20 protein-coding genes are annotated in these 22,766 nt (G+C 46.8%); 7 read left to right on the top strand and 13 right to left on the bottom strand.

Annotated features, from left to right (window positions below):
* Nucleotides 1-1,002: 1,002 nt before the first annotated feature.
* The 4 genes from mdh to QUB25_RS19545 form a co-directional block, all read right to left on the bottom strand.
* Entirely contained in the window at nt 1,003-1,956 is a 954-nt protein-coding gene (mdh, locus tag QUB25_RS19530; protein WP_333185241.1) for a malate dehydrogenase, read from the bottom strand.
* Between the two features lie 123 nt (nt 1,957-2,079).
* Complete coding sequence (locus tag QUB25_RS19535; RefSeq protein ID WP_015178120.1) at nt 2,080-2,295, bottom strand: NAD(P)H-quinone oxidoreductase subunit O; 216 nt, start codon at nt 2,293-2,295, stop codon at nt 2,080-2,082.
* Between the two features lie 316 nt (nt 2,296-2,611).
* Complete coding sequence (locus QUB25_RS19540; RefSeq protein WP_333185243.1) at nt 2,612-3,544, bottom strand: DNA-formamidopyrimidine glycosylase; 933 nt, start codon at nt 3,542-3,544, stop codon at nt 2,612-2,614.
* A 2-nt stretch (nt 3,545-3,546) separates the two neighbouring features.
* Nucleotides 3,547-3,930, bottom strand: a complete 384-nt coding sequence (locus tag QUB25_RS19545) for a photosystem I reaction center subunit IV (protein ID WP_333037683.1) — start codon at nt 3,928-3,930, stop codon at nt 3,547-3,549.
* 287 nt (nt 3,931-4,217) lie between these two features.
* On the opposite strand from QUB25_RS19545, the gene QUB25_RS19550 reads away from it, so the two are divergent.
* Together QUB25_RS19550 and QUB25_RS19555 are read left to right on the top strand one after the other, a co-directional pair.
* A complete protein-coding gene (locus QUB25_RS19550; protein WP_333185246.1) occupies nt 4,218-4,913 on the top strand; it encodes a RibD family protein in 696 nt (231 codons plus the stop codon).
* Between the two features lie 193 nt (nt 4,914-5,106).
* Entirely contained in the window at nt 5,107-6,303 is a 1,197-nt protein-coding gene (locus tag QUB25_RS19555; RefSeq protein WP_333185248.1) for a GNAT family N-acetyltransferase, read from the top strand.
* A gap of 314 nt (nt 6,304-6,617) precedes the next feature.
* Here the strand turns inward: QUB25_RS19555 and QUB25_RS19560 are convergent, their stop codons facing one another.
* Together QUB25_RS19560 and QUB25_RS19565 are read right to left on the bottom strand one after the other, a co-directional pair.
* Complete coding sequence (locus QUB25_RS19560; protein ID WP_333037677.1) at nt 6,618-7,184, bottom strand: hypothetical protein; 567 nt, start codon at nt 7,182-7,184, stop codon at nt 6,618-6,620.
* Nucleotides 7,185-7,494: 310 nt separating this feature from the next.
* The gene (locus tag QUB25_RS19565) at nt 7,495-9,102 is read right to left on the bottom strand and encodes a HAMP domain-containing sensor histidine kinase (RefSeq protein ID WP_333185250.1); all 1,608 of its coding nucleotides are present in this window, start codon (nt 9,100-9,102) and stop codon (nt 7,495-7,497) included.
* Between the two features lie 260 nt (nt 9,103-9,362).
* Between QUB25_RS19565 and QUB25_RS19570 the strand changes: the two genes are divergently transcribed.
* The 5 genes from QUB25_RS19570 to QUB25_RS19590 all read left to right on the top strand — a co-directional run bounded on the left by QUB25_RS19570 (nt 9,363) and on the right by QUB25_RS19590 (nt 13,604).
* Complete coding sequence (locus tag QUB25_RS19570; protein WP_333185251.1) at nt 9,363-10,208, top strand: M48 family metalloprotease; 846 nt, start codon at nt 9,363-9,365, stop codon at nt 10,206-10,208.
* A gap of 112 nt (nt 10,209-10,320) precedes the next feature.
* On the top strand, nt 10,321-10,794 hold the full coding sequence (locus tag QUB25_RS19575; RefSeq protein ID WP_333185252.1) for a tryptophan-rich sensory protein: 474 nt from the start codon (nt 10,321-10,323) through the stop codon (nt 10,792-10,794).
* A 231-nt stretch (nt 10,795-11,025) separates the two neighbouring features.
* On the top strand, nt 11,026-12,894 hold the full coding sequence (gene ftsH4, locus QUB25_RS19580) for an ATP-dependent zinc metalloprotease FtsH4 (RefSeq protein WP_333072710.1): 1,869 nt from the start codon (nt 11,026-11,028) through the stop codon (nt 12,892-12,894).
* A 268-nt stretch (nt 12,895-13,162) separates the two neighbouring features.
* On the top strand, nt 13,163-13,366 hold the full coding sequence (gene vapB, locus QUB25_RS19585) for a type II toxin-antitoxin system VapB family antitoxin (RefSeq protein WP_333185306.1): 204 nt from the start codon (nt 13,163-13,165) through the stop codon (nt 13,364-13,366).
* A 1-nt stretch (nt 13,367) separates the two neighbouring features.
* The gene (locus tag QUB25_RS19590; protein WP_333185254.1) at nt 13,368-13,604 is read left to right on the top strand and encodes a type II toxin-antitoxin system VapC family toxin; all 237 of its coding nucleotides are present in this window, start codon (nt 13,368-13,370) and stop codon (nt 13,602-13,604) included.
* A 275-nt stretch (nt 13,605-13,879) separates the two neighbouring features.
* Here the strand turns inward: QUB25_RS19590 and QUB25_RS19595 are convergent, their stop codons facing one another.
* The 7 genes from QUB25_RS19595 to map all read right to left on the bottom strand — a co-directional run bounded on the left by QUB25_RS19595 (nt 13,880) and on the right by map (nt 22,681).
* The gene (locus QUB25_RS19595; RefSeq protein WP_333185256.1) at nt 13,880-14,779 is read right to left on the bottom strand and encodes a M48 family metalloprotease; all 900 of its coding nucleotides are present in this window, start codon (nt 14,777-14,779) and stop codon (nt 13,880-13,882) included.
* 326 nt (nt 14,780-15,105) lie between these two features.
* Nucleotides 15,106-16,698, bottom strand: coding sequence for a B12-binding domain-containing radical SAM protein (locus QUB25_RS19600; RefSeq protein ID WP_333039780.1), 1,593 nt, complete (start codon nt 16,696-16,698; stop codon nt 15,106-15,108).
* Between the two features lie 371 nt (nt 16,699-17,069).
* On the bottom strand, nt 17,070-18,035 hold the full coding sequence (locus QUB25_RS19605; RefSeq protein WP_333185258.1) for an NAD(P)-dependent oxidoreductase: 966 nt from the start codon (nt 18,033-18,035) through the stop codon (nt 17,070-17,072).
* 402 nt (nt 18,036-18,437) lie between these two features.
* A complete protein-coding gene (gene hemE, locus QUB25_RS19610; protein WP_333185260.1) occupies nt 18,438-19,502 on the bottom strand; it encodes a uroporphyrinogen decarboxylase in 1,065 nt (354 codons plus the stop codon).
* Between the two features lie 234 nt (nt 19,503-19,736).
* Nucleotides 19,737-20,519 (bottom strand): hypothetical protein, encoded by a 783-nt coding sequence (locus QUB25_RS19615; RefSeq protein ID WP_333062206.1) that lies wholly within the window; start codon nt 20,517-20,519, stop codon nt 19,737-19,739.
* Nucleotides 20,520-20,684: 165 nt separating this feature from the next.
* Complete coding sequence (locus QUB25_RS19620; RefSeq protein WP_333185263.1) at nt 20,685-21,614, bottom strand: LD-carboxypeptidase; 930 nt, start codon at nt 21,612-21,614, stop codon at nt 20,685-20,687.
* A gap of 305 nt (nt 21,615-21,919) precedes the next feature.
* Nucleotides 21,920-22,681, bottom strand: a complete 762-nt coding sequence (gene map, locus QUB25_RS19625) for a type I methionyl aminopeptidase (RefSeq protein ID WP_333062203.1) — start codon at nt 22,679-22,681, stop codon at nt 21,920-21,922.
* Between the last annotated feature and the right edge of the window lie 85 nt (nt 22,682-22,766).

Raw genomic sequence — 22,766 nt, forward strand, 5'->3', positions numbered from 1 at the left:
TGCAATTGTCACCTTTTTATTATTACCCCAAACTCGATTAATGGTTTCCTTGTGTTGGCGAGAAAATATCCTGTTGGTAACGCCTTTATTTGAATTTGTTTAAACTTACGCGATCGCCTTTTATAAAGTTTTAAGTAATGCTCGATTTATCTCTCCTAAATTAGATTTTTTACAATCTTTAGGATCAGCAGAAATTTTAGAGATTTTTCCTTGCCTTCTCGTTATTTCATGCGAGGGATGGGATTTTTAAAACTGATTAAAATTCACCGAATCAGAGGTTAGTTTTCGGTCAAACAGTTGAGGTAGTTGCAGGCTGTGGTTAAATGGGCTCAACTCAAGGGGGATTCCCTACCGCAACGAGCCCGCACGCGCGTTCGGGATAGCTTCCGCACGCGCGGAGACTTTTTGCCCGATTTTTGCGATTTTTGACAACTGTAAAAATTTTAGATAATACAAATATTTAGGGTATCACATTTTGGGCTAAAGTAAAGGTATTTCAATCTTGATCAATAGAAATGGCGATCGCGAGGATTAAAGTTTGGGCAAAGTAAGGAAAAATTCCGTAGAAACTCGCATTTCGCTTTCTACCTTTAAAGTGCTACGGTGTTGTTGGACAATGCGAGCGCGAGTGAGAGATAATCCTAAACCGACTGCTTCTGCTGTTGGTTTAGTAGTAAAGAAAATATGGCAGATTTTTGCTTTAATTTCTAGAGAAACTCTGAGAGTATTCTCGCGCCGACCAAGTTTAACTGCTTTTGCTTGCCAGTTTTTGCGTTTTTAGCAAGTTTTTGAGAGGAAATTTTATATTTATCGATCGGTTCTTTGCTGCCATTTTTGGGCTTGTGAAATATAGCCTAACAAACACGATCAATAATATTAATCAAAGCGCGGTTGAAATCCGATAAGGCAACTTCCGACAGAGCGATCGCACTTTCATACTCAATATAAATTATTATATTGAAGTGGCCAGCAGACTGCTGTGATCAACGAATTGCTACAAGCTTAAGAAGCCGTTTTCAGCATCGCCCTGGCTTCCTCAATATTTTCGGCAACCAATTTGCCCGAATCGATAAAGGCTGCTCTTTCGGTATCGCTGAGTTCGAGTTCGACTACTTGTTCGACTCCCTGAGATCCCAAGCGGCAGGGAACTCCTAAAAAGATATCTTGCACACCGTATTCGCCGTGCAAATAAACGCAGCAAGGCAAGAGTCGCGACTGATTAAATAAAATAGATTCCACCATCAAACAGGCAGAAGATGCGGGTGCAAAATAAGCACTACTAATCTTCATCAATTCGACAATTTCTGCGCCGCCGTGGCGAGTCCGCTGTACGATTCGATCGATCGCCCCAGCATCCATAAGTTGATTGATGGGAATACCGTTGACAGTGGAATAGCGAGGCAAAGGAACCATCAAATCGCCATGAGAACCGATGACAGTTGCATTGATTTCAGCAATTGAAACGCCCAATTCCATGGCAATAAAAGTTTCAAAGCGGGCGGAGTCGAGAACTCCCCCCATCCCCATGACTCGGTGTTTGGGCAAATCCGCAGCTTCCCAAGCTAAATAAGTCATGATATCTAGGGGATTGGTGATGACGATTAAGATTGCTTCGGGAGAATGCTCGATCGCCTGTTTTGAGGCTTCGGTGACAATTCGAGCATTGATTTTAATTAAATCTTCCCGATTGATACCGGGTTTGCGTGGCACTCCAGCGGCAATTACGATGATATTTGAGTTGGCCGTATCTGTATAATTATTTGTACCGACAATTTGGCGATCGTGGCGTTCCACTCCCCTAGCTTCCATCAAATCCAAAGCAACGCCCTGCGGCCAACCCTCCACAATATCTAGCAATACTACATCTGCCAGATTTTTCTCAGCAATTCGCTGGGCTAACGTACTGCCGACTTTGCCTGCACCAATAATTGATACGCGGTTTGATGGAGAATTCATTGGATTTTAGATTTTAGGTTTTAGATTTTAGATTTTAGATTTTAGCAATCAGCTTAATTGCGGAAAGGTGCACACCGCGCACCCTTCGCTACATTAAGAACAGTGATGTTTAGTTTTGGTGAGTTACTTAAAATCTTCGAGTTGGTCTACCCGCAGCCAAATATTCGGGGTGGGTACTTTGCCAAATTTGACGAAGGCATAGTCGCCGCGAACATCCATCACTTCGCCCTTTGTTTCAAATATATACGAGGAAAAGCGCTGGTCGCTGGCTTTGGCTTCTAGACTGTTTTCCAATTTTTCGCGTACAGCGCGAACTATACTGCCTTTTTTGATTGCCATAACTTGCTTTGTTTAGTTTAAAAAACTATACAAATTTTAATCTAGATTTGGCGGGAAAGGACTTCTTATTTCTTCTGACATCTGGCATCATTCTCGCTTAACAAGATTTCCGGCCTGTTCCACAATAGTTCAATATTATTGTGGGCTCGGTGTCCCGCCCGCCCCTGACAGCCTTATTGACAATGGTACAAGATATCAGTTCTTCCTTCTTCCTTCTTTCCTCTCCGCCTTCTTCCTTCTTCCTTCTTCCGACGGACATCGGACTGACATCCGTTACATCCGAAGAAAGCGAATCCGTTGCCGAACTTCCTTCTGCTTATTGCTGACACGCGGGGCAAAAATGAGTCGATCGCCCTGCTAATTTTATACGTTCGATGGTTGTGGAGCAAGTGCGACAGGGTTGACCGGCGCGATTGTACACCCAAGCGACGCCGCCGTAGTTGCCGTTGACACCTTGGACGTTGAGAAAATTGCTAAAAGTGGTGCCCCCGGATTCGATCGCCTTCTGTAAAACTTGAATAATAGCTGTATGGATGCGCCCAATTTGCTCTGCTGTCAAATCCGCACACAGAGTTGTGGGCATCACTCCCGACAAAAACAAAGTTTCGTCTGCGTAAATATTGCCTAAACCCGCTATCAGTGCCTGGTCTAGCAAAGCTGTTTTTATGGGTCGCGCCCGCCGGTGCAGCTTGCGGGCCAAATATTCTGTTGTAAACTCCTCGGAAAATGGTTCGGGCCCTAAAAGTTTCAGACCGATGACTGTGCTGGAAACCTCGGTTTCTGCAGGCACGTACCACATTTGCCCGAAGGTGCGCTGGTCTACAAACCGCAATTCTTGGTTTCCTTCAAAGAATAGCCGCACTCGCGCGTGTTTTTGCAGGGGTTCGGATCGGTTCACCCACAGCAGTTGTCCAGTCATCCGCAGGTGAACGCCCAACCAGCCGGCTTTTGAAGGAAGGAGGAAGGAAGAAGGAAGAGGGGAAGAGCTTGGAGTTTGATCCCTAAATTCTCCCCCTTTCCCTTTCTCTCTTTCTCCTTCTGGGAATTGAGATAGTTCTGCCAGGAGGTATTTGCCGCGTCTGTACCAGCGGGCGATCGACTTTCCTTTGAGTTTCGTCAAAAAATCGGTCGCAGAGATTGAGCGGGCGATCGTGCTGTTTAGCAACACGTCCCCGTCCAAAATTTCTCGATCGAGGGTTGCTTGATTCAAACCCCGGCAAATAGTTTCAACTTCTGGCAGTTCTGGCACAATTAGCGCTGTTCTGTTCCTTGACCCTGAGGCGAACCTTCGACGGTGCCGGGCACTTCGGCGCCGGGTTTGCTGTCCGTCGAAGTTTTCGGCTGCGAGGGGGCTCCTCCGCTGCCGGTTTTCCGAGTTTTCTCGTCGAGCGTGGTTTGTTTGCCGCCGGAAGCTACAGCAGTCGCTGTTTTCGCTTTTGCTTTGGGTGCTGCCACTTCCACTAATTCGCTTTCGGCGTAGTTGTTGGTGTTGACGCCTGCATAATTTACGGTGTTAAAGCGAACGATAACTGGGTATTTAATGCCGCTTTGGTCTACCGTAGCAACGGTGCCCACTTCTTGATACCAGTAGGATTCTTTGCGGAGAATCCGGACTGTTGAACCGCGTTGAACCATGAGCTTTTTTTCCTTTGCGATGAATAAACGGATCAAGCCATTTTTTTTACTCTAGTCGATCGCGCGGCGCATTTAAAGTCTGCAACGAATTTTTTACCTCCCGCGCCGTTTTTTGTCTGCTGTTTGTAAAGAAAAGTAAATACTTTGGTAGGGCGATCGCTACCGTTGCAAAATAAATAAACTCACATTATCCGTCAAATAAAAGCAGTGCGAGCGAGTTGAAAAAAAAACTTTACAAATAGTTGTGAATTGCTACAGTTAAAAGTTCTGCGAAATTCTGATAAGTAATGACTGAACCTCACGCAACAGTAATACTCGCGATCAGCGCTGACGGTAAAATAGCAGATGCACTACGATCGCCCGCGAGATTCGGTTCTGCCAACGACAAAGCCCACCTCGAACAGCAAGTAGCAGCAAGCGACGCGGTTTTGTTCGGCAACGGCACGTTACAGGCTTATGGGACGACGATGAGAGTGATTTCGCCGGAATTGCTCAAACAGAGGGAACTGCAAGGGAAGCTCCCACAACCGGTGCAAATTGTGTGTTCGCGATCGTCCCAATTTGACCCAAACTTGCGATTTTTCCAGCAACCGGTACCTCGCTGGCTGCTGACGGGGCAAGACAGTAGGGAAACGGCATTGCCATCTCCCTACCCGATGACAAACAGTAAGTTTGATCGAATTATCTATGCGAAAACCAGAGGTGGAGAGATTGATTGGATTGATGCGTTTCAACAGCTAGCAAGCTTCGATATCAAACGCTTGGCGATTCTGGGCGGGGGAAAATTGGTAGCCTCTGTGCTGGCTGCAGGCTTGGTAGACGAACTTTGGCTGACGGTGTGTCCGTTAATTTTGGGCGGGGCGCATGCACCGACACCAGTGGAGGGAGAGGGTTTTTTGGCAGATTTAGCTCCGAAATTGGAGCTTTTGACGGTTAAACAGGTGGGACAAGAGGTATTTTTGCATTATCGGGTCGATCGATAGTCGCGCATTTGTAACGGGTTCCCCGGCTCTGCCTGGAAACCCATGTAAGCGAGGCTCTGCCTCGCAAGCGCAAGGAAAATCGAGGCTCGAACTCTGGATCTGCGTTACCAGGAAGAGCCTGGTAAGAAGTGTCGAACAGGGGAAATTATATTAACTTAAATGAAGTTCGATCGCTCTACGCTCAAATCTCCCTATGCTGAAACAGCCAAAACCTGAATATTCTGTAGCCTGGATTAGCAAAATAGGCGAAATCCCGCAAGCGTCGTGGGATGCCCTGGCGATGCCACTAAAAACTCCATTTCTGGAATGGGATTGGCTTAACAATCTCGAAGTCTCGGGAAGTGCGACAGGTAAAACCGGTTGGCTACCGCATCACTTAACAGTCTGGCGAGACAAACAGTTGATTGCTTGCGCGCCACTTTATGTCAAAAGTCACAGTTACGGGGAATTTGTATTCGATAATCAGTGGGCGGATTTAGCCCAACGTTTGGGTGTTCACTATTATCCCAAATTGATGGGAATGACGCCCTTTACTCCGGCTGAAGGCTATCGGTTTTTGATTGCCGAGGGAGAAGATGAAGACGAGTTAACGGGAGTAATGGTAAGCGCAATCGACCATTTTTGCGATCGCCACAATATCTCCGGCTGCAATTTCCTTTATGTAGATCCTGAATGGCGGCAGCGCATGGAACGCCACGGTTTCAGCAGTTGGCTGCACCACAGTTATATTTGGCAAAATCAAGGCTATCAAAATTTTGACAATTATTTAGGCGCATTTAATGCCAACCAGCGCCGCAATATCAAACGCGAACGCAAAGCAGTCGATCAAGCTGGTTTGTTGATAAAAACGCTGACGGGCGATGAAATTCCCCAAGCCATGTTTGCTCAAATGTATGCTTTTTATGAGAATACTTGCGACAAATTTGGTTGGTGGGGAAGCAAGTATCTGACTAAGCGATTTTTTGAACAGTTGCACCACAATTATCGCGATCGAGTTTTATTTGTAGCCGCCTACGACAAGGAAGATGACAGACAGCCTGTGGGTATGTCTTTTTGTTTGTATAAGGGCGATCGACTGTACGGGCGTTATTGGGGAAGTTTGCAGGAAATCGACTGCTTGCACTTCGATGCTTGTTACTATACGCCGATCGAATGGGCGATCGATCGGGGCATCCAAAGCTTCGATCCGGGTGCCGGCGGGCGGCACAAAAAACGGCGCGGCTTTCCAGCTACGCCAAATTATAGTTTGCACCGATTTTATAACAACCGTCTGGCCCAAATTCTCAAGTCTTATATCGGTCAAATTAACGAAAGAGAACAGCAAGAAATTGATGCAGTAAACGAGGATTTACCTTTTACTAAGTTACCTCCTTTGTTACTCGGCGAGTGACGGTTGACTGGGAATTTGGAATTGGAAATTGGGAATTAGTAACAGCCCATCGGTGTCAACATAATACTAAAACCCTGTGTATATCTCGTTTGTATCGAAGTTTCGATACCCCTAAATCCCCCTTAAGAAGCGGGACTTTGAAGGCTCTTTCCCCTTTATTAATGGGAGTTAGATGGGAGGTAAGAATAGTCTTGTCCCCCCCCCCCTTATTAAGAGGGGTTAGGGGGGATCGCAACTAAACTATAAACGATATTTATTATGGATTTGAGTCTTAAGTTGACACGAATGGTAACAGTCAACAGTCAACAGTTAAACTAATTCAAAATTACCTTGCCATCTTCCTGAATTTGCAGCGATTTTGTATCAGCGTCCAACTCAGTTGTCGCGCCGAAACTGACTTGCAACATTCCCGGCATCGCGGTTGCTTGGGGGCGAACTAGCACCAATCCGCCGTCTGGGCGCTGATAAGTGAGGGTGATTGGCACTTTGAGGGCTTGAAGCAAAATTTCAGATTGTTCGCCCAGAGTGCGCGGCTGGGTCACGCCTACGATTTGATAATTGATGACAGCATTGGTGGTATTCACCAGTTTAATTACTATCATGCCTTCGGCAGGCGTAACTCGCGCACTGGGCATGGGGAAGCGGGCAGGCGCGTCTGTTGGTGTAGAGGGCATCCCGCTGAGGCCCGGACTCGCAGCCGGAGTTGGTTCGCTGACGGGCTCTTCAGTGGCTGCGGGAGTCTCTGCGGGTTGGGAAACGGGTTTTCCTTGTTGGGGCGGGGGGCCGCCGGCTTGGGAAAGTGTTGCGAGACTAACGAGTAAACCTCCGCAGGTGGCTGCTAGCAAGCTGATTTTTTTTAACGGTAGATTGTGGCGAAACATAAATAACTCCTCACAAGTTTGATCGAGGTTTTCCAACAAAGTTCATGTTAATCTATGCGGGAATTGAATTTTAATAGCTTGGTTTGGGCCCAAGGTAGAAAGAATCAGGCTTGAGGGGTAGATTTTGTGATTAATCTTTCGAGGGCGTACAGGAAGAGGGGAAGAGAGGAAGTTTAAAGGCGGATTTGTGTCCGAAGAAAAAAACGAAGCAATCTCCGGGTCTATTTTTCATCGTTTCTGCTTAAGTCCTGTTTTTTTATTAACCGCAGAGGGCGCTGAGGGCGCAGAGGAAGAGAGGAAGAGGGAATTTTTAGACGCGAGATGCTTCGGATTTGTGGGCGGGGAGGGTGACGGTAACGGCTGTACCTCGATCGACTTGGCTGTCAATGCGGATTTGGCCACGGTGATTTTCGACAATTGCCTTGGCGATGGCTAACCCCAAACCGGAACCAGCGGCGCTGCGGTGGGTTCGGGCTGGATCTGCGCGGTAGAATCGATCGAACAAATGCGGCAGTGCTTCTGCGGAAATTCCGATGCCGGTGTCTGTTACTTTTATTTGCAGCGCTGGATTTAAGATCGGCGAATTTCTTTTGTGTTTACCTGCGAGTTGCAATTCTACTTCAATTTGACCGCCAGAGGGCGTGTACTGCACGGCGTTGCTGACGAGATTGGTAAACAGTCGGGCTAGTTGATCCCAGTCGCCCAACAGTGTAAAGTTGTCCTCAGCGTTGGGCAGATCGACAATTTCCAAAGAAAGAGAGAGATTTTGGGTTGTGGCGATCGCCTGTTGTTCTTCAATTACTTCCATCAGCAAAGCATCGAGAGGAACCTCAATCCACTGCTGCTGCACGATGCCGCTATCTTGTCTGGCTAAAAATAGCAAATCGTCAACCAAGCGCCCCAAACGGCGGGTAAGGCGTTCGATAACTTGTAGCTGTTGATGCTGCTGCGGTTCGATATCCGGTTCCGCCAAAGCTACTTGGACGTTAGTTTGAATAGTGGCGATCGGATTTCTGAGTTCGTGAGAAGCATCAGCAGTAAACTGTTTGAGACGCTGATAAGATTCCCGCACAGGTTTCATAGCCAATCCCGACAGCAGCCAGCCAATAGTCGCCACGCAAATTAGAGTTAAACTCGCGCCCAAAATCAAATCGAGAATTAATTGGCGGATGGGTTTTGTCACTTCAAACCAAGGATGGCTAACTCGCAAATATCCCAGAACTTGGCGGCCGATTTGTACTCGCTGCGTTACTTGTCTGAGGGAATAGTTTTGAGTTGTCCGAATGCTAATTGGTTTGGTAGAAACGCGATTTGTATTTTGTGCAATAGACTTTTCACTACCTAAATTTAGATTTTCCTGCCCACCTGCATTCAAACCGCCATCAAAATCTCTTCTTTCTTCCCTCTGCGCCCTCTGCGTCTCTGCGGTTAAATCCCTCTTCCCTCTACCCATTAAATCCGTGACATCCCGTACATGGCCTGTTGCCAAACTTTTTTCTACCTGATTTGTACCCTCAAACTGCAACTTATTATTAATTATCCAAACTGTTTCGCCGGTGCGGTTAGCATGAATGGGAATATTCAGGGGTTCCGATAAAGTAGACCACAGCAATTCGCCCGTAGGACTGAACCATTCTAAATCAATGTGGTCGTCTTCTACAGCATCGGTGCTATCTCGAAAACTGGCTTGAATATTAACTTGCAATTTATTTTTTTTATCGTGGGTATTAGGCAAACTTAGCGGTTCGATAACGAGAGTTCGCTCTATTACTTCTACAACATGATTGAGGGTGTCATCAATGCGATCGATCAAAGTAGTGCGGACGTAGAAATAGAAACCCGTGGCAAATACAAGTAACAATACAGCAGTAACGGCAGTGTACCAAATAGCGAGGCGGCGTCGGGTAGCTTGAAACATATTGCGAAGGAAGTTCGGCAACGGATTGTGTAATAGATTCAACAGATTTAACCGATTTAATAACTATAACCTTCTTCTATTATTTTCTTCTCTTCTTCTCTTCCTGCGTGTTCTTTGCGCCTTCCCGGTTCTTAAAAAAAGCCTTGCTCGCAAAATATTCCAAAAAACTCTAACAACTTTCCATTTTTGATACTTCAGGCAGATGTGGAGGTAGCTGTCAGTGTAGTAGTCTAATCGCGAAACTTTTTAGGTAAAAGCCTGTGAACAAATTTTTATTTCGAGCCGCGATCGGACTATTAATGGCATTTTTTGGGGCAATTACCTATTTTACAAACGACGTACAAAATCCCGTAACAGGAGAGAGACAGCGGGTGCAGCTTTCTCCCCGCCAGGAGATAGTTTTGGGATTGCAGGCGCGAGATCAAATGGCAGCCAAGCACGGGGGGCTTTATCCCAGCCAAAGTATTCAGCAGTATATCGATCAAGTAGGAGCACGAGTTGTCAACGGTTCGGCGGCGAAACAAGCAGGTTATCCGTTTGAATTCCACCTGCTGCGAGATGCCCAAACTGTCAATGCTTTTGCTTTACCGGGGGGACAAGTTTTCATTACTGCGGGGCTGCTGCGCCGGCTAAATTCCGAGGCTCAGTTGGCCGCTATACTAGGGCACGAAAGCGGTCACGTTGTCGCCCGCCACGGTGCTGAACACTTGGCAAAACAGCAGTTGGGCAGGGCTTTGGTAACGGCGGTTGGGGTGGCTACTAGCGACGATCGCGGTGGGGGTCAGCAAGCAGCATTAATTGCTCAAGCTGTCAATCAAGTTGTCGGTTTGCGGTACGGTAGGTCTGACGAACTTGAGAGCGATCGGCTCGGTTTTCGGTTTATGACGGAGGCGGGTTACGATCCTAGAGGTATTGTTGAGGTAATGCAAATCCTCGGTGCTGCTAGGAAGGGCGAAGCGCCGCCGGAGTTTTTGAGTTCTCACCCAAACCCTGAAAACCGAGTTCAAAAGTTGCAAGCTTTAATCGCGCAAAATTACCCTAACGGCGTTCCAGCTAATTTGGTGTCTGGACGCGAAGAGTTTGCTAAGAATGTGTCGGGCGGTTAGCAATAATTGCATAGGGCTTTACAAAAGTTATTACTAAAGGCGGATCTAAGTTCGGCTGGGAGTTGGCACGATCGACTTAATGAGCGATCGAGCAATTGGAAAGTTGAAAACCATGATTCAATCTTGGATGATTATCGGCGGCGTGACTTTCTCAGTCGCCATGGGCACTCTGTTTTTTAAACTGCGCGATATTAACTGGGCAGTCAAACTTGAAAGACCGGAGTGGATGTTTTTTGAGCCTGCAATTCCGTTAATTTGGACGGTAATTTTTGCTTGCGGGGCCGGCAGCGCTACTTTCGTGTGGGAACAGGAACCAGGGAGCATTAAAACATGGCTGTTGATGGCTTTGTACTTGCTTTTAGAAATTGTCACAGTTGCTTATATTCCTGCTACTCTCAGAGCCAAAAGTCTCAAAGTAGGAACAATTTTGGGAGGGGCTGGCGAGATTTTGGGAGTTGTGCTGGCGTTGGCTGTTTTGCCGATTTCTCAAACCGCCGCTTTGTTACTTTTGCCTTACGCGATTTGGGGTGCGATCGGCACTTATACTACTTGGGAAATGATTCAATTAAACCCAGAAGCTGCATAAATATTCGGTGTGGTTGGGCGCACCCTACAGACTATAACCCTCTTCTCTTCTCTCCCTTTGTGTCCTTAGCGTCTTCGCGGTTCGTTAAAAAAAACATTGTTAATAATAGCAAATCCGTGCTAGCGGGTTAACCCACCCGAAAAAGTGAGGAAATCCGCTTAACAGTGTGTGGGTATTTGATGAGAAAATAGATGAATAAAACAGCGTTAAATCAAAGGATGACAGTTATCAATGGCCATTAAAGACCAGCCCCAAGCACCTCGTTTTCGACAAATTAGCAATGTCTTGTTATTGCTCTCAAGTTTGTTTCTGCTGGCAAACATCTTTTTACCGAATTTGTTCGGTCCCCAAATTCCGCAAGTGCCTTACAGCTTGTTCGTCCATCAAGTACAAGAACAAGATGTAGTCCGAGCTTCGGTAGGCCAAAATGAAATTCGCTACCAACTCAAAGGCGAGGGTGACAAACCCGGTCAAGTGCTGTCAACTACTCCAATTTTTGACCTGGAACTGCCTAAACTTTTGCAAGAAAAAGGCGTTGAATTTGCGGCAACTCCGCCGGCTAAAAATGGCTGGATCGGGAGTGTTTTAAGCTGGGTGGTTCCGCCGCTGATTTTTGTGGCGATTTTTCAATTTTTTATGAACAGACAGGGTGGCGGACCGCAGGGTGCGCTGTCGCTCGGCAAAAGCAAGGCTAAGGTCTATGTAGAAGGCGAATCGGCTAAAATTACTTTTGCTGATGTGGCTGGAGTAGAAGAGGCTAAAACTGAATTAGTCGAAGTTGTTGAATTTTTGAAAACCCCTGACAGATTTACGGCAATTGGCGCGCGAATTCCGAAAGGCGTGCTGTTAGTCGGGCCTCCGGGAACTGGCAAAACGCTGCTAGCAAAAGCAGTGGCTGGTGAAGCTGGCGTGCCGTTTTTTAGCATATCGGGTTCGGAGTTTGTGGAACTGTTTGTAGGTGTTGGTTCTGCAAGAGTTAGAGATTTATTCGAGCAGGCTAAGAAACAGGCTCCTTGTATTATTTTCATTGATGAATTGGACGCGATCGGCAAATCTCGTAGCAGTAACGCTAGCTTCGGTGGGAATGACGAACGCGAACAAACTCTCAATCAATTATTAACTGAAATGGATGGTTTTGCGGCGGGCAATACTACGGTAATTGTGCTGGCTGCAACTAACCGCCCGGAAAGTTTGGATGCTGCTTTGTTGCGCCCTGGTCGTTTCGATCGCCAAGTTTTAGTGGATCGCCCGGATTTATCCGGCCGCGAAGCAATTTTGAACATTCACTCTCAAAAAGTGAAGTTGGGCCCGGATATTGACTTGAAGGCGGTCGCCACTCGCACCCCCGGTTTTTCGGGCGCAGATTTGGCAAATTTGGTCAATGAAGCTGCCTTGCTAGCTGCTCGCAACAAGCGCCTAACTGTAGCTCAGGAAGACTTTTATGAGGCGTTTGAGCGCGTTGTCGCTGGCTTGGAAAAGAAAAGCCGGGTGCTCAACGAAAAAGAGAAAAAGATTGTGGCTTACCACGAAGTCGGGCACGCGATGGTGGGTGCTGCGATGACTGGCGGCGGCGAAGTGTCAAAAATCTCGATCGTCCCGCGCGGTATGGCTGCACTGGGTTACACGTTGCAAGTACCGACGGAAGACCGTTTCTTGTTGGATGAATCGGAATTGCGGGGTCAAATTGCTACACTGCTGGGCGGGCGATCGGCTGAGGAAGTGGTGTTTGGTAGCATTACTACTGGCGCTTCCAACGACTTGCAAAGGGCGACGGATTTAGCTGAACGGATGGTGACAACTTACGGGATGAGTAAGGTTTTGGGGCCTCTAGCTTACGATCGAGGCCAGCAAGCAATGTTCCTCAACGACGGTATGGGAAATGCCCGCCGCGCTGTCAGTGCTCAAACTGCGGAGGCGATCGACCAAGAAGTGAAGGAAATTGTCGAAACTGCACACCAACAAGCTGTGGATATTCTGAAAGCAAATCGGGAATTGTTGGAAACAATTACGCAGAAGCTGTTGGAAACTGAAGTGGTGGAAGGCGATGCACTTCGCGAATTTCTCCATCAAGTGCGGGCTTTAGATAAGGTTACGGCTTGAGGTTAATAGGGTTTAATTAAACCGCAGATGAACGCAGATGATTCCAAATCATCTGCGTTTTGCGATCGCACTCCACGATGAGCCGACTGAAACAGACAACGGCAAACGGACAAACCCGCGTTTGTGCGATCGCAAGTAATCGTATTAAGGGAGAGCAATCACAGGGCGCTCTCCCTTCGCACCAAATACCTTCTGACTGCCATTACAGTATAATTGGTGAATATGACATAGTAAAAATTGTACAGAAATCATCACTATCGAGCTACAGATTTTTCAAACTGTCGTCAAGATGCCAGAATCTCTCAAACAAGAGATATTGCATTATGCAAAATATCTACTTGAAAAACACGCCAAAACAGAAACATCTCCCGAACAACTTGAACAACCTCATGGTTATGGTAGTTGGGCCGGTCAGATCGTTATGTCTGATGATTTCGATGAACCGCTGGACGATCTAAAGGAATATATGTAACATGGAATCCCTTTTAGATACTCATGCCTTTCTGTGGTATTTGCTTGGCGATTCCAATCTAGGTACTAAAGCAAAAGAAGCGATCGATACTAAAACAGGTTTATATTTTAGTATTGCCAGCCTGTGGGAAATCTCTATTCAAATTAATGTCGGTAAGCTTCAACTGAATCGACCAGTTGAAGACCTGCCGAAGGAATTGCAATACATTAACGCTCAAATTCTACCAATTACACTTTAAGACACGGAGATTTATGCAGGTCTTCCTCTGCATCATCGAGATCCCTTCGATCGCATTCTGGTAGCACAGACCATGAATCATTCGCTGGTTTTGATTGGTCGCCATGAGGCTTTTGATGCTTATCCAATTCAGCGAGTTTGGTCATGAAGAAGGCAAAAGTTTTATACTAGCGATCGCCCCTACCTAATTAATAACCAAAAACCCAATAAACATACAGAAACCCGGCTGCTTCAAAACACCGGGTTTCTAAATATTGTTGCTGCATTTTCTACCGATCAAATTCCGGGCACGTAGGCCATAACTGGAGTACCTTGCTGCTGCTGCTGCGCGATTTCCAAAAGGCGTTGAATGCGATCCTCTGTCGGCGGGTGAGTGCGGAAAAGTGACTGCAAACCTTTAGTCGAAAAAGGATTCACAATCAGCAGCGGCGACATTGCAGGATTGCCGTGCATGGGAATTTCATGACCCAGTTTCTCTAATTTCTGCAGGGCGTTTGCTAAGCCGATCGGGTTATTGGTAATTTCCACCGCACCGCTGTCGGCTGCAAATTCCCTCGTCCGAGAAATCGCCAATTGAATTACGGTTGCTGATAGTGGCGCTAAAATGATTAAAAACAGCAAACCAAACGGATTCGCGCCTTGTCTGCTGTCCCGCGTTACCGGGCCGTAAAGCGCTCCAAAAGTCAGAATTCGCCCGACAAACGTAATTGCACCGGCAATTGTGCCTGCAACTGCTTGAGTGAGGGTGTCGCGGTTGCGGATGTGAGTAAGTTCGTGCGCTAAAACCCCTTCTAATTCTTCGCGGGAAAGCAGCTTGATGATGCCTTCAGTAACTGCTATTGTCGCGTGTTCCGGGTCTCTTCCTGTGGCGAATGCGTTCGGAGATTGAGTGGGAACTAGAAATATTTTAGGCACCGGAATTTGGGCTTTTTCGCTTAGCGATGCTACCATATCGTAGAGTTCGGGAGCTTCGCTGCGGGCGATCGGCTGAGCGCGGTAAGCCATTAACGCGGCGGTGTCGGAATAGTACCAAGAGCTAAAACTTGAGAAGGCTGCTAGCACTAAACCGATGTAAAGTCCTTGCTCGTTGCCGATTAAATAATAACTTCCTAAAACGAGAAGACCGCTTAGGAGTCCTAAGAGAGCGGCTGTTCTGAGTTGATTTGTTCCTAACATGGCGGGTTGAGGGCGATCGCTATTTTGATATTTTTGAGCTTGTAATTAGATTTTCATAGTTGCGGGCGATCGCGCCTCTATCTGCCGAAATAACTGCTACAGCCAATAGTAGTATTTCAAGTTTTCTGTCAGAAACTGGGAATCCCTCGGGAGGCTCTCTCGCCTGCTCTCAAAAGGTGGCATAGCGGCAGGATATGACATTTCCAGCCCGAACCTGGAACCCAGATTAAAAACAAAATAAACCCAGATTAAAAACAAAATAAACGCAGACAATCTTACATTCATCTGCGTTTGTCTGCGTTCATCTGCGGTTGAATTCTTCAACCCTAAACCGCTTGCACTTGCTTTTCCTCAACAGCAACAGGTTCTTGATAGACGGTTTGAGACTCATTAGCCAAAAACTCGGCTAATTGAGCTTCGATTTCATCCCGCACAATCTGGCGGTATTCCAGGAAATGCTCGTTGTGAGCACACACTGTTAAATAATGATCCCAAACCGCAGGATTGCGCTTGAGAATGCTGAACAAATGATGCCAAAACTTCCAGCGAGTTTTGCGCTTGACTCCCTGCCGCCAAACCACAGTTAACAGTGCTCGCAAATCGATCCAACTGGGAACTCTCGCAGGTATCTTTGCTGTAGGTGCACCCAACATTAAGAAATGGCGATAAGTCCGGTCTAAATATTTCTCAGCATCGTACACTTCGCAGAATGCCTCGACATATTCGCGGGCAATATCTTCGAGAGGCCGCGTCGGGATAAAGTTCATCAAGGTAGTCTGGTTGAGGTTGCCAGATTTGTCGCGCAACCGCCCTTCTTTTGCTAGTCTGTGGGACAATGCAGTGTGCGGCAAAGCTTGCAGCATTCCAAAGGTTGTGCTCGGAATTGCTGCTGCTTCGGCAAACTGGACAATCCGCTGGCCGGCACCGGGTTTTTCGCCGTCAAATCCGATGATGAATCCGGCCATTACTCGCAAACCGGATTTGGCAATTAACTCTACGGATTCTATCAGAGAATTGCGGGTATTTTGGAATTTTTTGGTCATTTGCAGGCTTTCTTCGTCGGGAGTTTCAATCCCTAGAAATACTGCATTAAAATTGCACGCTACCATCATATCCATCAATTCTTGGTCTTGGGCTAAATCGATGGAGGCTTCTGTGTTGAAAGTAAACGGAAATTTGTGTTCTTCTTGCCAGACTTGTAAGTCTTTTAGCAACAGTTTGACGCTGCGTTTGTTGCCGATAAAATTGTCGTCTACCATGAACACGCCGCGCCGCCAGCCCAAGTTGTAGAGATAGTCTAATTCTGCTATCAATTGTTGGGGGTTTTTGGTGCGGGGTTTGCGGCCGTAGAGGACGATGATGTCGCAGAATTCGCACTGGAAGGGACAACCTCGGGAAAATTGAATCGACATCGAATCGTAGGCATCTAATTCCAGCAAATCGAAGCGGGGGACAGGAGTTGTCGTAACATCGGGTTTTACGCCATCCGATCGATAAATTCCGCTTTTTTCGCCGCGCGCTATTGCTTCGACGAACATCGGCAAGGTGATTTCGCCTTCGTCTAGAATCAGGTAATCTATGCCCGCTGCTTGAGGTTCTTCGGGTACGGAAGTGGGGTAAGGGCCGCCGCAAGCTACGGATTTACCGCGCCGTTTTGCTTCGCGAATGATGTCTAGCAAATCTTCTTTTTGAACAATCATTGCAGACAGAATAACGAGCTCTGCCCATTCCCATTCTGCTTCGGTGATTTGTCTGATATTGCGATCGACTAACTTAAATTCCCATTCTTGGGGTAAAATAGCTGCTACAGTTACCAAACCCAGCGGTGGCAGGAGAACTTTACGATCGACTAATTCTAGGATTTTCTCGTAAGACCAAAATGTTTTCGGAAACAGCGGGTAAACTAGAAGAACTCGCATTATATGTTAAACCTCACATCAGTAAACAACTTGCGATCGGGCTGGCGTGTTTGAGAGTTTGATCGACTCTCAAGACTTCATGTTAAGGCTAAAATTACGATCTTGCACTCGATCGAATATCTGGCGATGGGTCACACCCCCTAAGCCACACACAATGAGCGCAATTTTTAGCTTGCAGTTCCCTGTTAAAGTTTGCAAATGCTGATATCTTATCGTATTTGACCCTTAATTGACGATAATCGCATTTAAAAAGCATAGGATTAAGGCAAAAAAGAACTGGAAAAACTTACCTTATTCGTAAGATGCGCCTCGGCGCACCCTACATATATCTCGTAAGATACACATTCCCTCTTCCCTGTTCCCTTTTCCTTCTAATTTGAATCTTTGCCAGGAATCCCGGTAGTTCTTAACATATCGGCAACTGTGCCGCAGTAACTCGGCATTCCTATGCTTTCGGGATTCACAAGATTTTGATAGGTAAAATGGCGGTAGCTGATGCAAAATCTATCCCAAGCAGCCACTTGAATTCGGAACAGCCAAATAAAGAAATCAGCCAGCCAAGGTGACAGAGTAATCCGAAAAAATATCTTTTTATTCAAATACTGGCAAGCTTGTTCTACCACTTCATTAGCTGTAATCGCCGGATTTCCTAGCACAAAATGTCGCGGTTCTTCGGAAGCAGGTGGATGTTCAACTAAATAATTAACTACTTTGGCAATATCTGCACCGTGGATGAAGTGAAAACTGCCATCTGCCTTAAACCAGCGAATCAAACCAATCCATTTGGCGACAAGTGGTAGGCCAGATGACAAGTGAGAGACTGGTTTTTCAGGGTCTCCTCCCAATACTAATGTCGGGTAAAGTGCCGTAATCGGAGGCACATTTGTCAAGGCTGATAAATGCACCATGCAGTTGTATTTTGAGCTAATATAATCTGTCCCCAGTTCCCCGGCTTCTTTGAGCAAATTGTTGTCTCTACCGAGAATACTGGCTGTTGAAAAATAAATTACTTGTTGGCAAGTCTGTGGCGAAAGTAGTTGAATTAAGCGGAGAGTTTTGGTTACGTTAACGTCAAACACTTCTTGAGTTCCTCCCCAAGCAGTGGCAGCTAAAATTGCCACATTAATTGTTTGGAGAAGTTCGGCGTGTTGATCGATATCTCGCATATCGCCTTGTATTATATGGATGCCGGGGCGGGCTTTCCAGTCAAATTTTAATTTTTCCGGGTTGCGAACTAAGAGGTAAAGTTCGTGGTTTGTCTCTTGAATCAAAGTTTCGGCCATGTAGTGACCGATACAGCCACTTGCACCCGTCACAAAAATTTTTTTGGAGTTCATTTTGCCGCAGGGGAAGAGGGAGGGTTTGACGCTTTTAAGGGCGGTAGGGAGACGGCATAGCCTATTAGTGTCAACTTAAGCCGAAAGCTGCCAGGGACTTAAGTCCCTGTCTAATAGCTAAAGTCCTCTGAAGAGGACTAATGAGTTTACAAGTCTTTTTCTCAGTCCTCTTAAGAGGACTTTAGCTTTGAGGCAGGGACTTAAGTCCCTGCCGGACTGCGGGTTTAACGTTAAGTTGACATTAATAGGAAATACCGTTTTCCTACAAATATCAGATGCAATTAACCGGATTTGCTCCGATTATATAATCTTTTTCCACCGTAGGGATACGCCATTGCCGTATCCCTACAAATATGAGTTGCAATTAACCGGATTCGATCGGATTCTACAATCGAAATCAAATCAAGCAGCAACTGCAAGCAATTTGTCGGCTTGTTTTGCGGTTTCAAAGAAGAAACGCACGTTATCTTCGGGAGTTCCCGGTAATACACCGTGTCCCAAATTGAGGATGTGTCCGCGCGGGCCCGCTTTGCGAATTGTATCAAGAATTCGATCGCGAATAAACGGTTGAGAACCAAACAACACGCCGGGATCGAGATTTCCCTGAACGTTCATGTTGGGGCCCAAACGCTTGCGCGCGTCGGCCATATCAACTGTCCAATCGACGCTGATGATATCCGCGCCGGATGTTGTCATGCGTTCGAGGAGGCCGGCGCTACCGGTGACTAACAGAATTAGCGGTGTGTCGGGATGGGTTTTTTTGACTTGCTCGAATACTTGTTTCTGGTAAGGTAGAGCGAAGGTGTCGTAGTCCTGCGGGGAGAGTTGGCCGGCCCAAGAGTCGAACATTTGCACTACTTGCGCGCCGCAGTCGATTTGATAGCGCACGTAAACGGCGATCGCATCTGCGAATTTCGACAGCAACTGATGCAGTAAAGTTGGATCGGAAAATGCCATGTTTTTGATGATGGCATAATCCTTAGAACCTTTGCCCTCAACGGCATAGGCCGCCAGCGTCCAGGGCGCGCCGACAAAGCCGAGCACGGTGGATTTGTTGCCGACTTCTTCGCGCAGGGATTTCAGGATAGTTTTGATAAACGGCAAGCTTTCTTCCGGGTTCAGCGGTTGCAGGTTGTCGATTTGCTGCTGAGTGCGGATGGGTGCGTGGATAATCGGGCCTTTGCCTTCGGCGATGTCCATGTCGATGCCCAAACCGGGCATAGGGGTGACAATATCGGAAAACAGAATTACGCCGTCGGGTTGAAACGCGCGCCACGGCTGAAGAGAAACTTCGATCGCAACTTCGGGAATTTCGGAACGTTCGCGAAACGAGGGATACTTTTCTCGCAAATCTCGATAAGCCTTCATGTAGCGGCCGGCTTGACGCATCATCCACACGGGCGGGCGGTCTAGGGTTTCGCCGCGGGCTGCCCGCAACAACAAGGGAACTTCATTTAATGCCGACATTTTAACTTTTCTCTACCTTAGATATTTCAATGCCTTTGGTAGCTTACCACTGTGCGATCGTCCTTTTTGACAAAATCGTTGTGTGTACAAATGTGTATTTTGTCATGGCCAAAGAAAGTGAGGCGATAGCCAGAGATCGACTCGTATATAAAGAACTGGTATAAATCCTGTGTATAGGGCCAGAAACCCGGTTTCTTCGTAGAAACCGGGTTTCTGAGCTACAGTTTGACCTACTTACCTCGTCACGCAGACTCCGCCCACCACTACCCGACATTGATCTGGGCCCGCATCGAATCTACTATCATTCCGCCTCGCAGAGTCTAACTCTCTAGTCCGCGAATTGTAATAATAATCTCCCGCCGGATACCTTCTATTCGGGACAGCGCAGTAAGTCGAGTCTTGATTACCCTCGTCAAACCTTACTCTCACCATAGAACGTCTCTCGCGACAATCAATAGACTGCAAGTCAAAATCATTTTGCAACAGCCGTTCTCTATCATATCCACCGTCATATCGATCGCTATCTCGCCTCGTGTACCAATCGTCCCGCGAATTGCGAGATTGTCTGCCGCCCCCATCAATTCCCGCAACTTCCAGCGTGTAGCTACCGCCTCTGGCAGCATCTTTTGCTAACACTAACAGTTTGTAATCGCCACTACGGGGAATTTGATAATTAAAAGAACGGTCTTGCGTAAAAGCGACTTGTTTGTTGTTCCCGTAAAACAGCACCATGACGGGAGTAAAACCGCGACTTCTATCTGTGTCTAAAAACACTTCAATGTTATCGCCTTCCCGAGCGCTGAATGTGTATTCTTGACCACGCAATTCTTCCGTCGGAGAGCCCGGAACCCACATATTCCGAAAACGGTAGATGGGGGAAGTGCGGCGAATTACTCCATCTATGCGATCGTTATTCCCTATCTGTTCGCCAACCGCACTTGAGGAAATCCCGGTAAGTGCCAATCCCGTAACTAGGAATGCGGCAGCAATACTGTTTAACAAGTTGTGTGCTTTCATATCAACCTCTCGAAAATTTTAAAATTTTTTTGCTTTTTTGGCGCCGACATTTGCATACACAATCCATTTTAAATGTAATTTCTGCCAACCGTGTCAACCTCACCCAACCCGGCTATTTAGCGGGTGCAAAATCTCATGTTAAAGTTATAGACGTTGATCCCTAATCTAAAGTTGCGATTGATCGCCACAAATCAGCAATCCCGATTCAGCGTCGAGACTCGCCCTAATTCCCATTGGCAAAGCAGCGTTAACTCCCTCGTGCCCGAAGGGCAAATCCGAGACAATGGGAATATTCAAGTCCCCCAGCCGATCGCGCAAAACCTCTTCAATGCTAAAACTGGGAATAGTTGGCTCAATCTCGCAACGACTGAAGCGCCCCAAAGCAATGCCCCGCACCCCAGCGAAAGCCCCCGCCATCCGCCACAAAGTCAACATTCGATCGACCCTGTAAGGAGCCTCGGAAACATCCTCAAAGGCGAGAATAACCCCGGTCAAATCCGGTTGATACGGGGTTCCGAGCAAATGAGAAGCCACCGTCAGATTCGCCGGAAACAGCCGCCCGGTGGCTTGTCCGCTGCCCCATCCTTTACCTTGCAAAGATTGTAAGGGACGACCTTCTATGCAGTCAAAAAGTCGATCGACAGACCAATCCGGTTCAGCAGCCAAAGTTGTCAGCATCGGCCCGTGAACGCCCCAAACGCCCAATTTAGCCTGATTCCACAGCAAAGCAGTAATATCTGAAAAGCCGATTAACCATTTCGGCGAATGGGAATCGGGAGTTGGAAATTGGGAATTTTCCGCCTTTCCCACATTTCCTTTTTCCAAAAGTCGAGTGCTGCCGAAACCGCCACGAACACAGAGAATACCGCGACAATCCGGGTCATTGAGGGCATCTGCCAACTGTCGGACGCGGTTTTCGTCGGAACCTGCCAAATAGCCCCAGCGATCGTCAAAACCCGGTGTTAATTCAATTCGATAGCCGCGGGATTTCCAAATTTCTACACCCTTTTCAAAGTTGGTTGATTCTCGCAAAGTGCCACTAGGGGCAATTACTTTGAGCAAATCTCCTGGTTGCAGAAATTTTATGTCAGTCATTAGTTATTAGTTATTATTTATATCGTGTTTGGTGAATCGATCGTAATTCCGTATGGGCGGGTTTTACAGACAATTTCTGACTGAAACAGACAATCTCGAAAACCCGCCCCCACCCACCCATAAATACAAACCCACATTTTCGGATTCGATGCAAATTTCAGGTTGATGTGGGTTATCGGTTGTGACGGGGCGGGTTTATCTAGATTGTTGATAATCGTTAGATATTGTCGGTGAAACCCGCCCATACCGGACATGGTTAATTATTGATTTAGGAATAAGTTTTTGAGATTGTTGGTTAATCATTGCTACGGTAAAGTCAGAATTTCGACCCCAGAATCAGTCACAGCCAAAGTATGCTCGAATTGAGCCGAAAGCTTTCCATCCTGCGTGATAGCAGTCCAACCATCGGCCAAAATTTCCACTTCCCAAGTACCCTCATTAATCATCGGCTCGATCGTAAAAACCATGCCTTGTCTGAGCTTCTTCCCCGTGCCCCGCTTACCGTAGTGCAAAATTTCCGGTTCGGTGTGAAAAACGCGGTGAACGCCGTGTCCCGCAAAATTTCGCACTACCGAAAAACCCTGGGCTTCAGCATATTCTTGAATCGCTGCACCGATGTCGCCAGTACGAGCACCCGGTTTGACTTCCGCAATTCCTCTTCTTAAACATTCCTCGGTTACTTCAACTAACTTTTTCGCTACAGGTGAAGGTGTTCCCACAAAAAAAGTTTTGGAAGTATCGCCATGATAACCATCAACTAAAGGTGTTACATCAATATTAATAATGTCACCTTCTTTCAGAATTTGTTTCGCATTGGGGATGCCGTGACAGACTACTTCATTGACGCTAGCACACAGAGATTTTGGAAATCCTTTATAGCCTAGCGGAGCGCTTTTTGCTCCGTGTGCCAAAGTCCAGCGTTCGGCTTCGTCGTTAATTTCGAGAGTGCTTACACCCGGTTTTACCATAGGTTCGAGATGTAGCAGAAGTTCGGCGGCTAAACGGCCTGCTTGGCGCATTTTTTCGATTTCTCTACTGGATAAAAGCACTAAACGTTCGGTTGCCATAGTTTTTTCAGTTTTCTTTTTTCGGACTCGATTAAGAGTTTATTTAACTCAATTTTAGAATAGAGTTGAACTGCTGCTCAATAAA

It is taken from the genome of Microcoleus sp. B3-D7, from assembly GCF_036705305.1.
In the GTDB taxonomy this organism is placed as follows: Bacteria; Cyanobacteriota; Cyanobacteriia; order Cyanobacteriales; family Microcoleaceae; genus Microcoleus.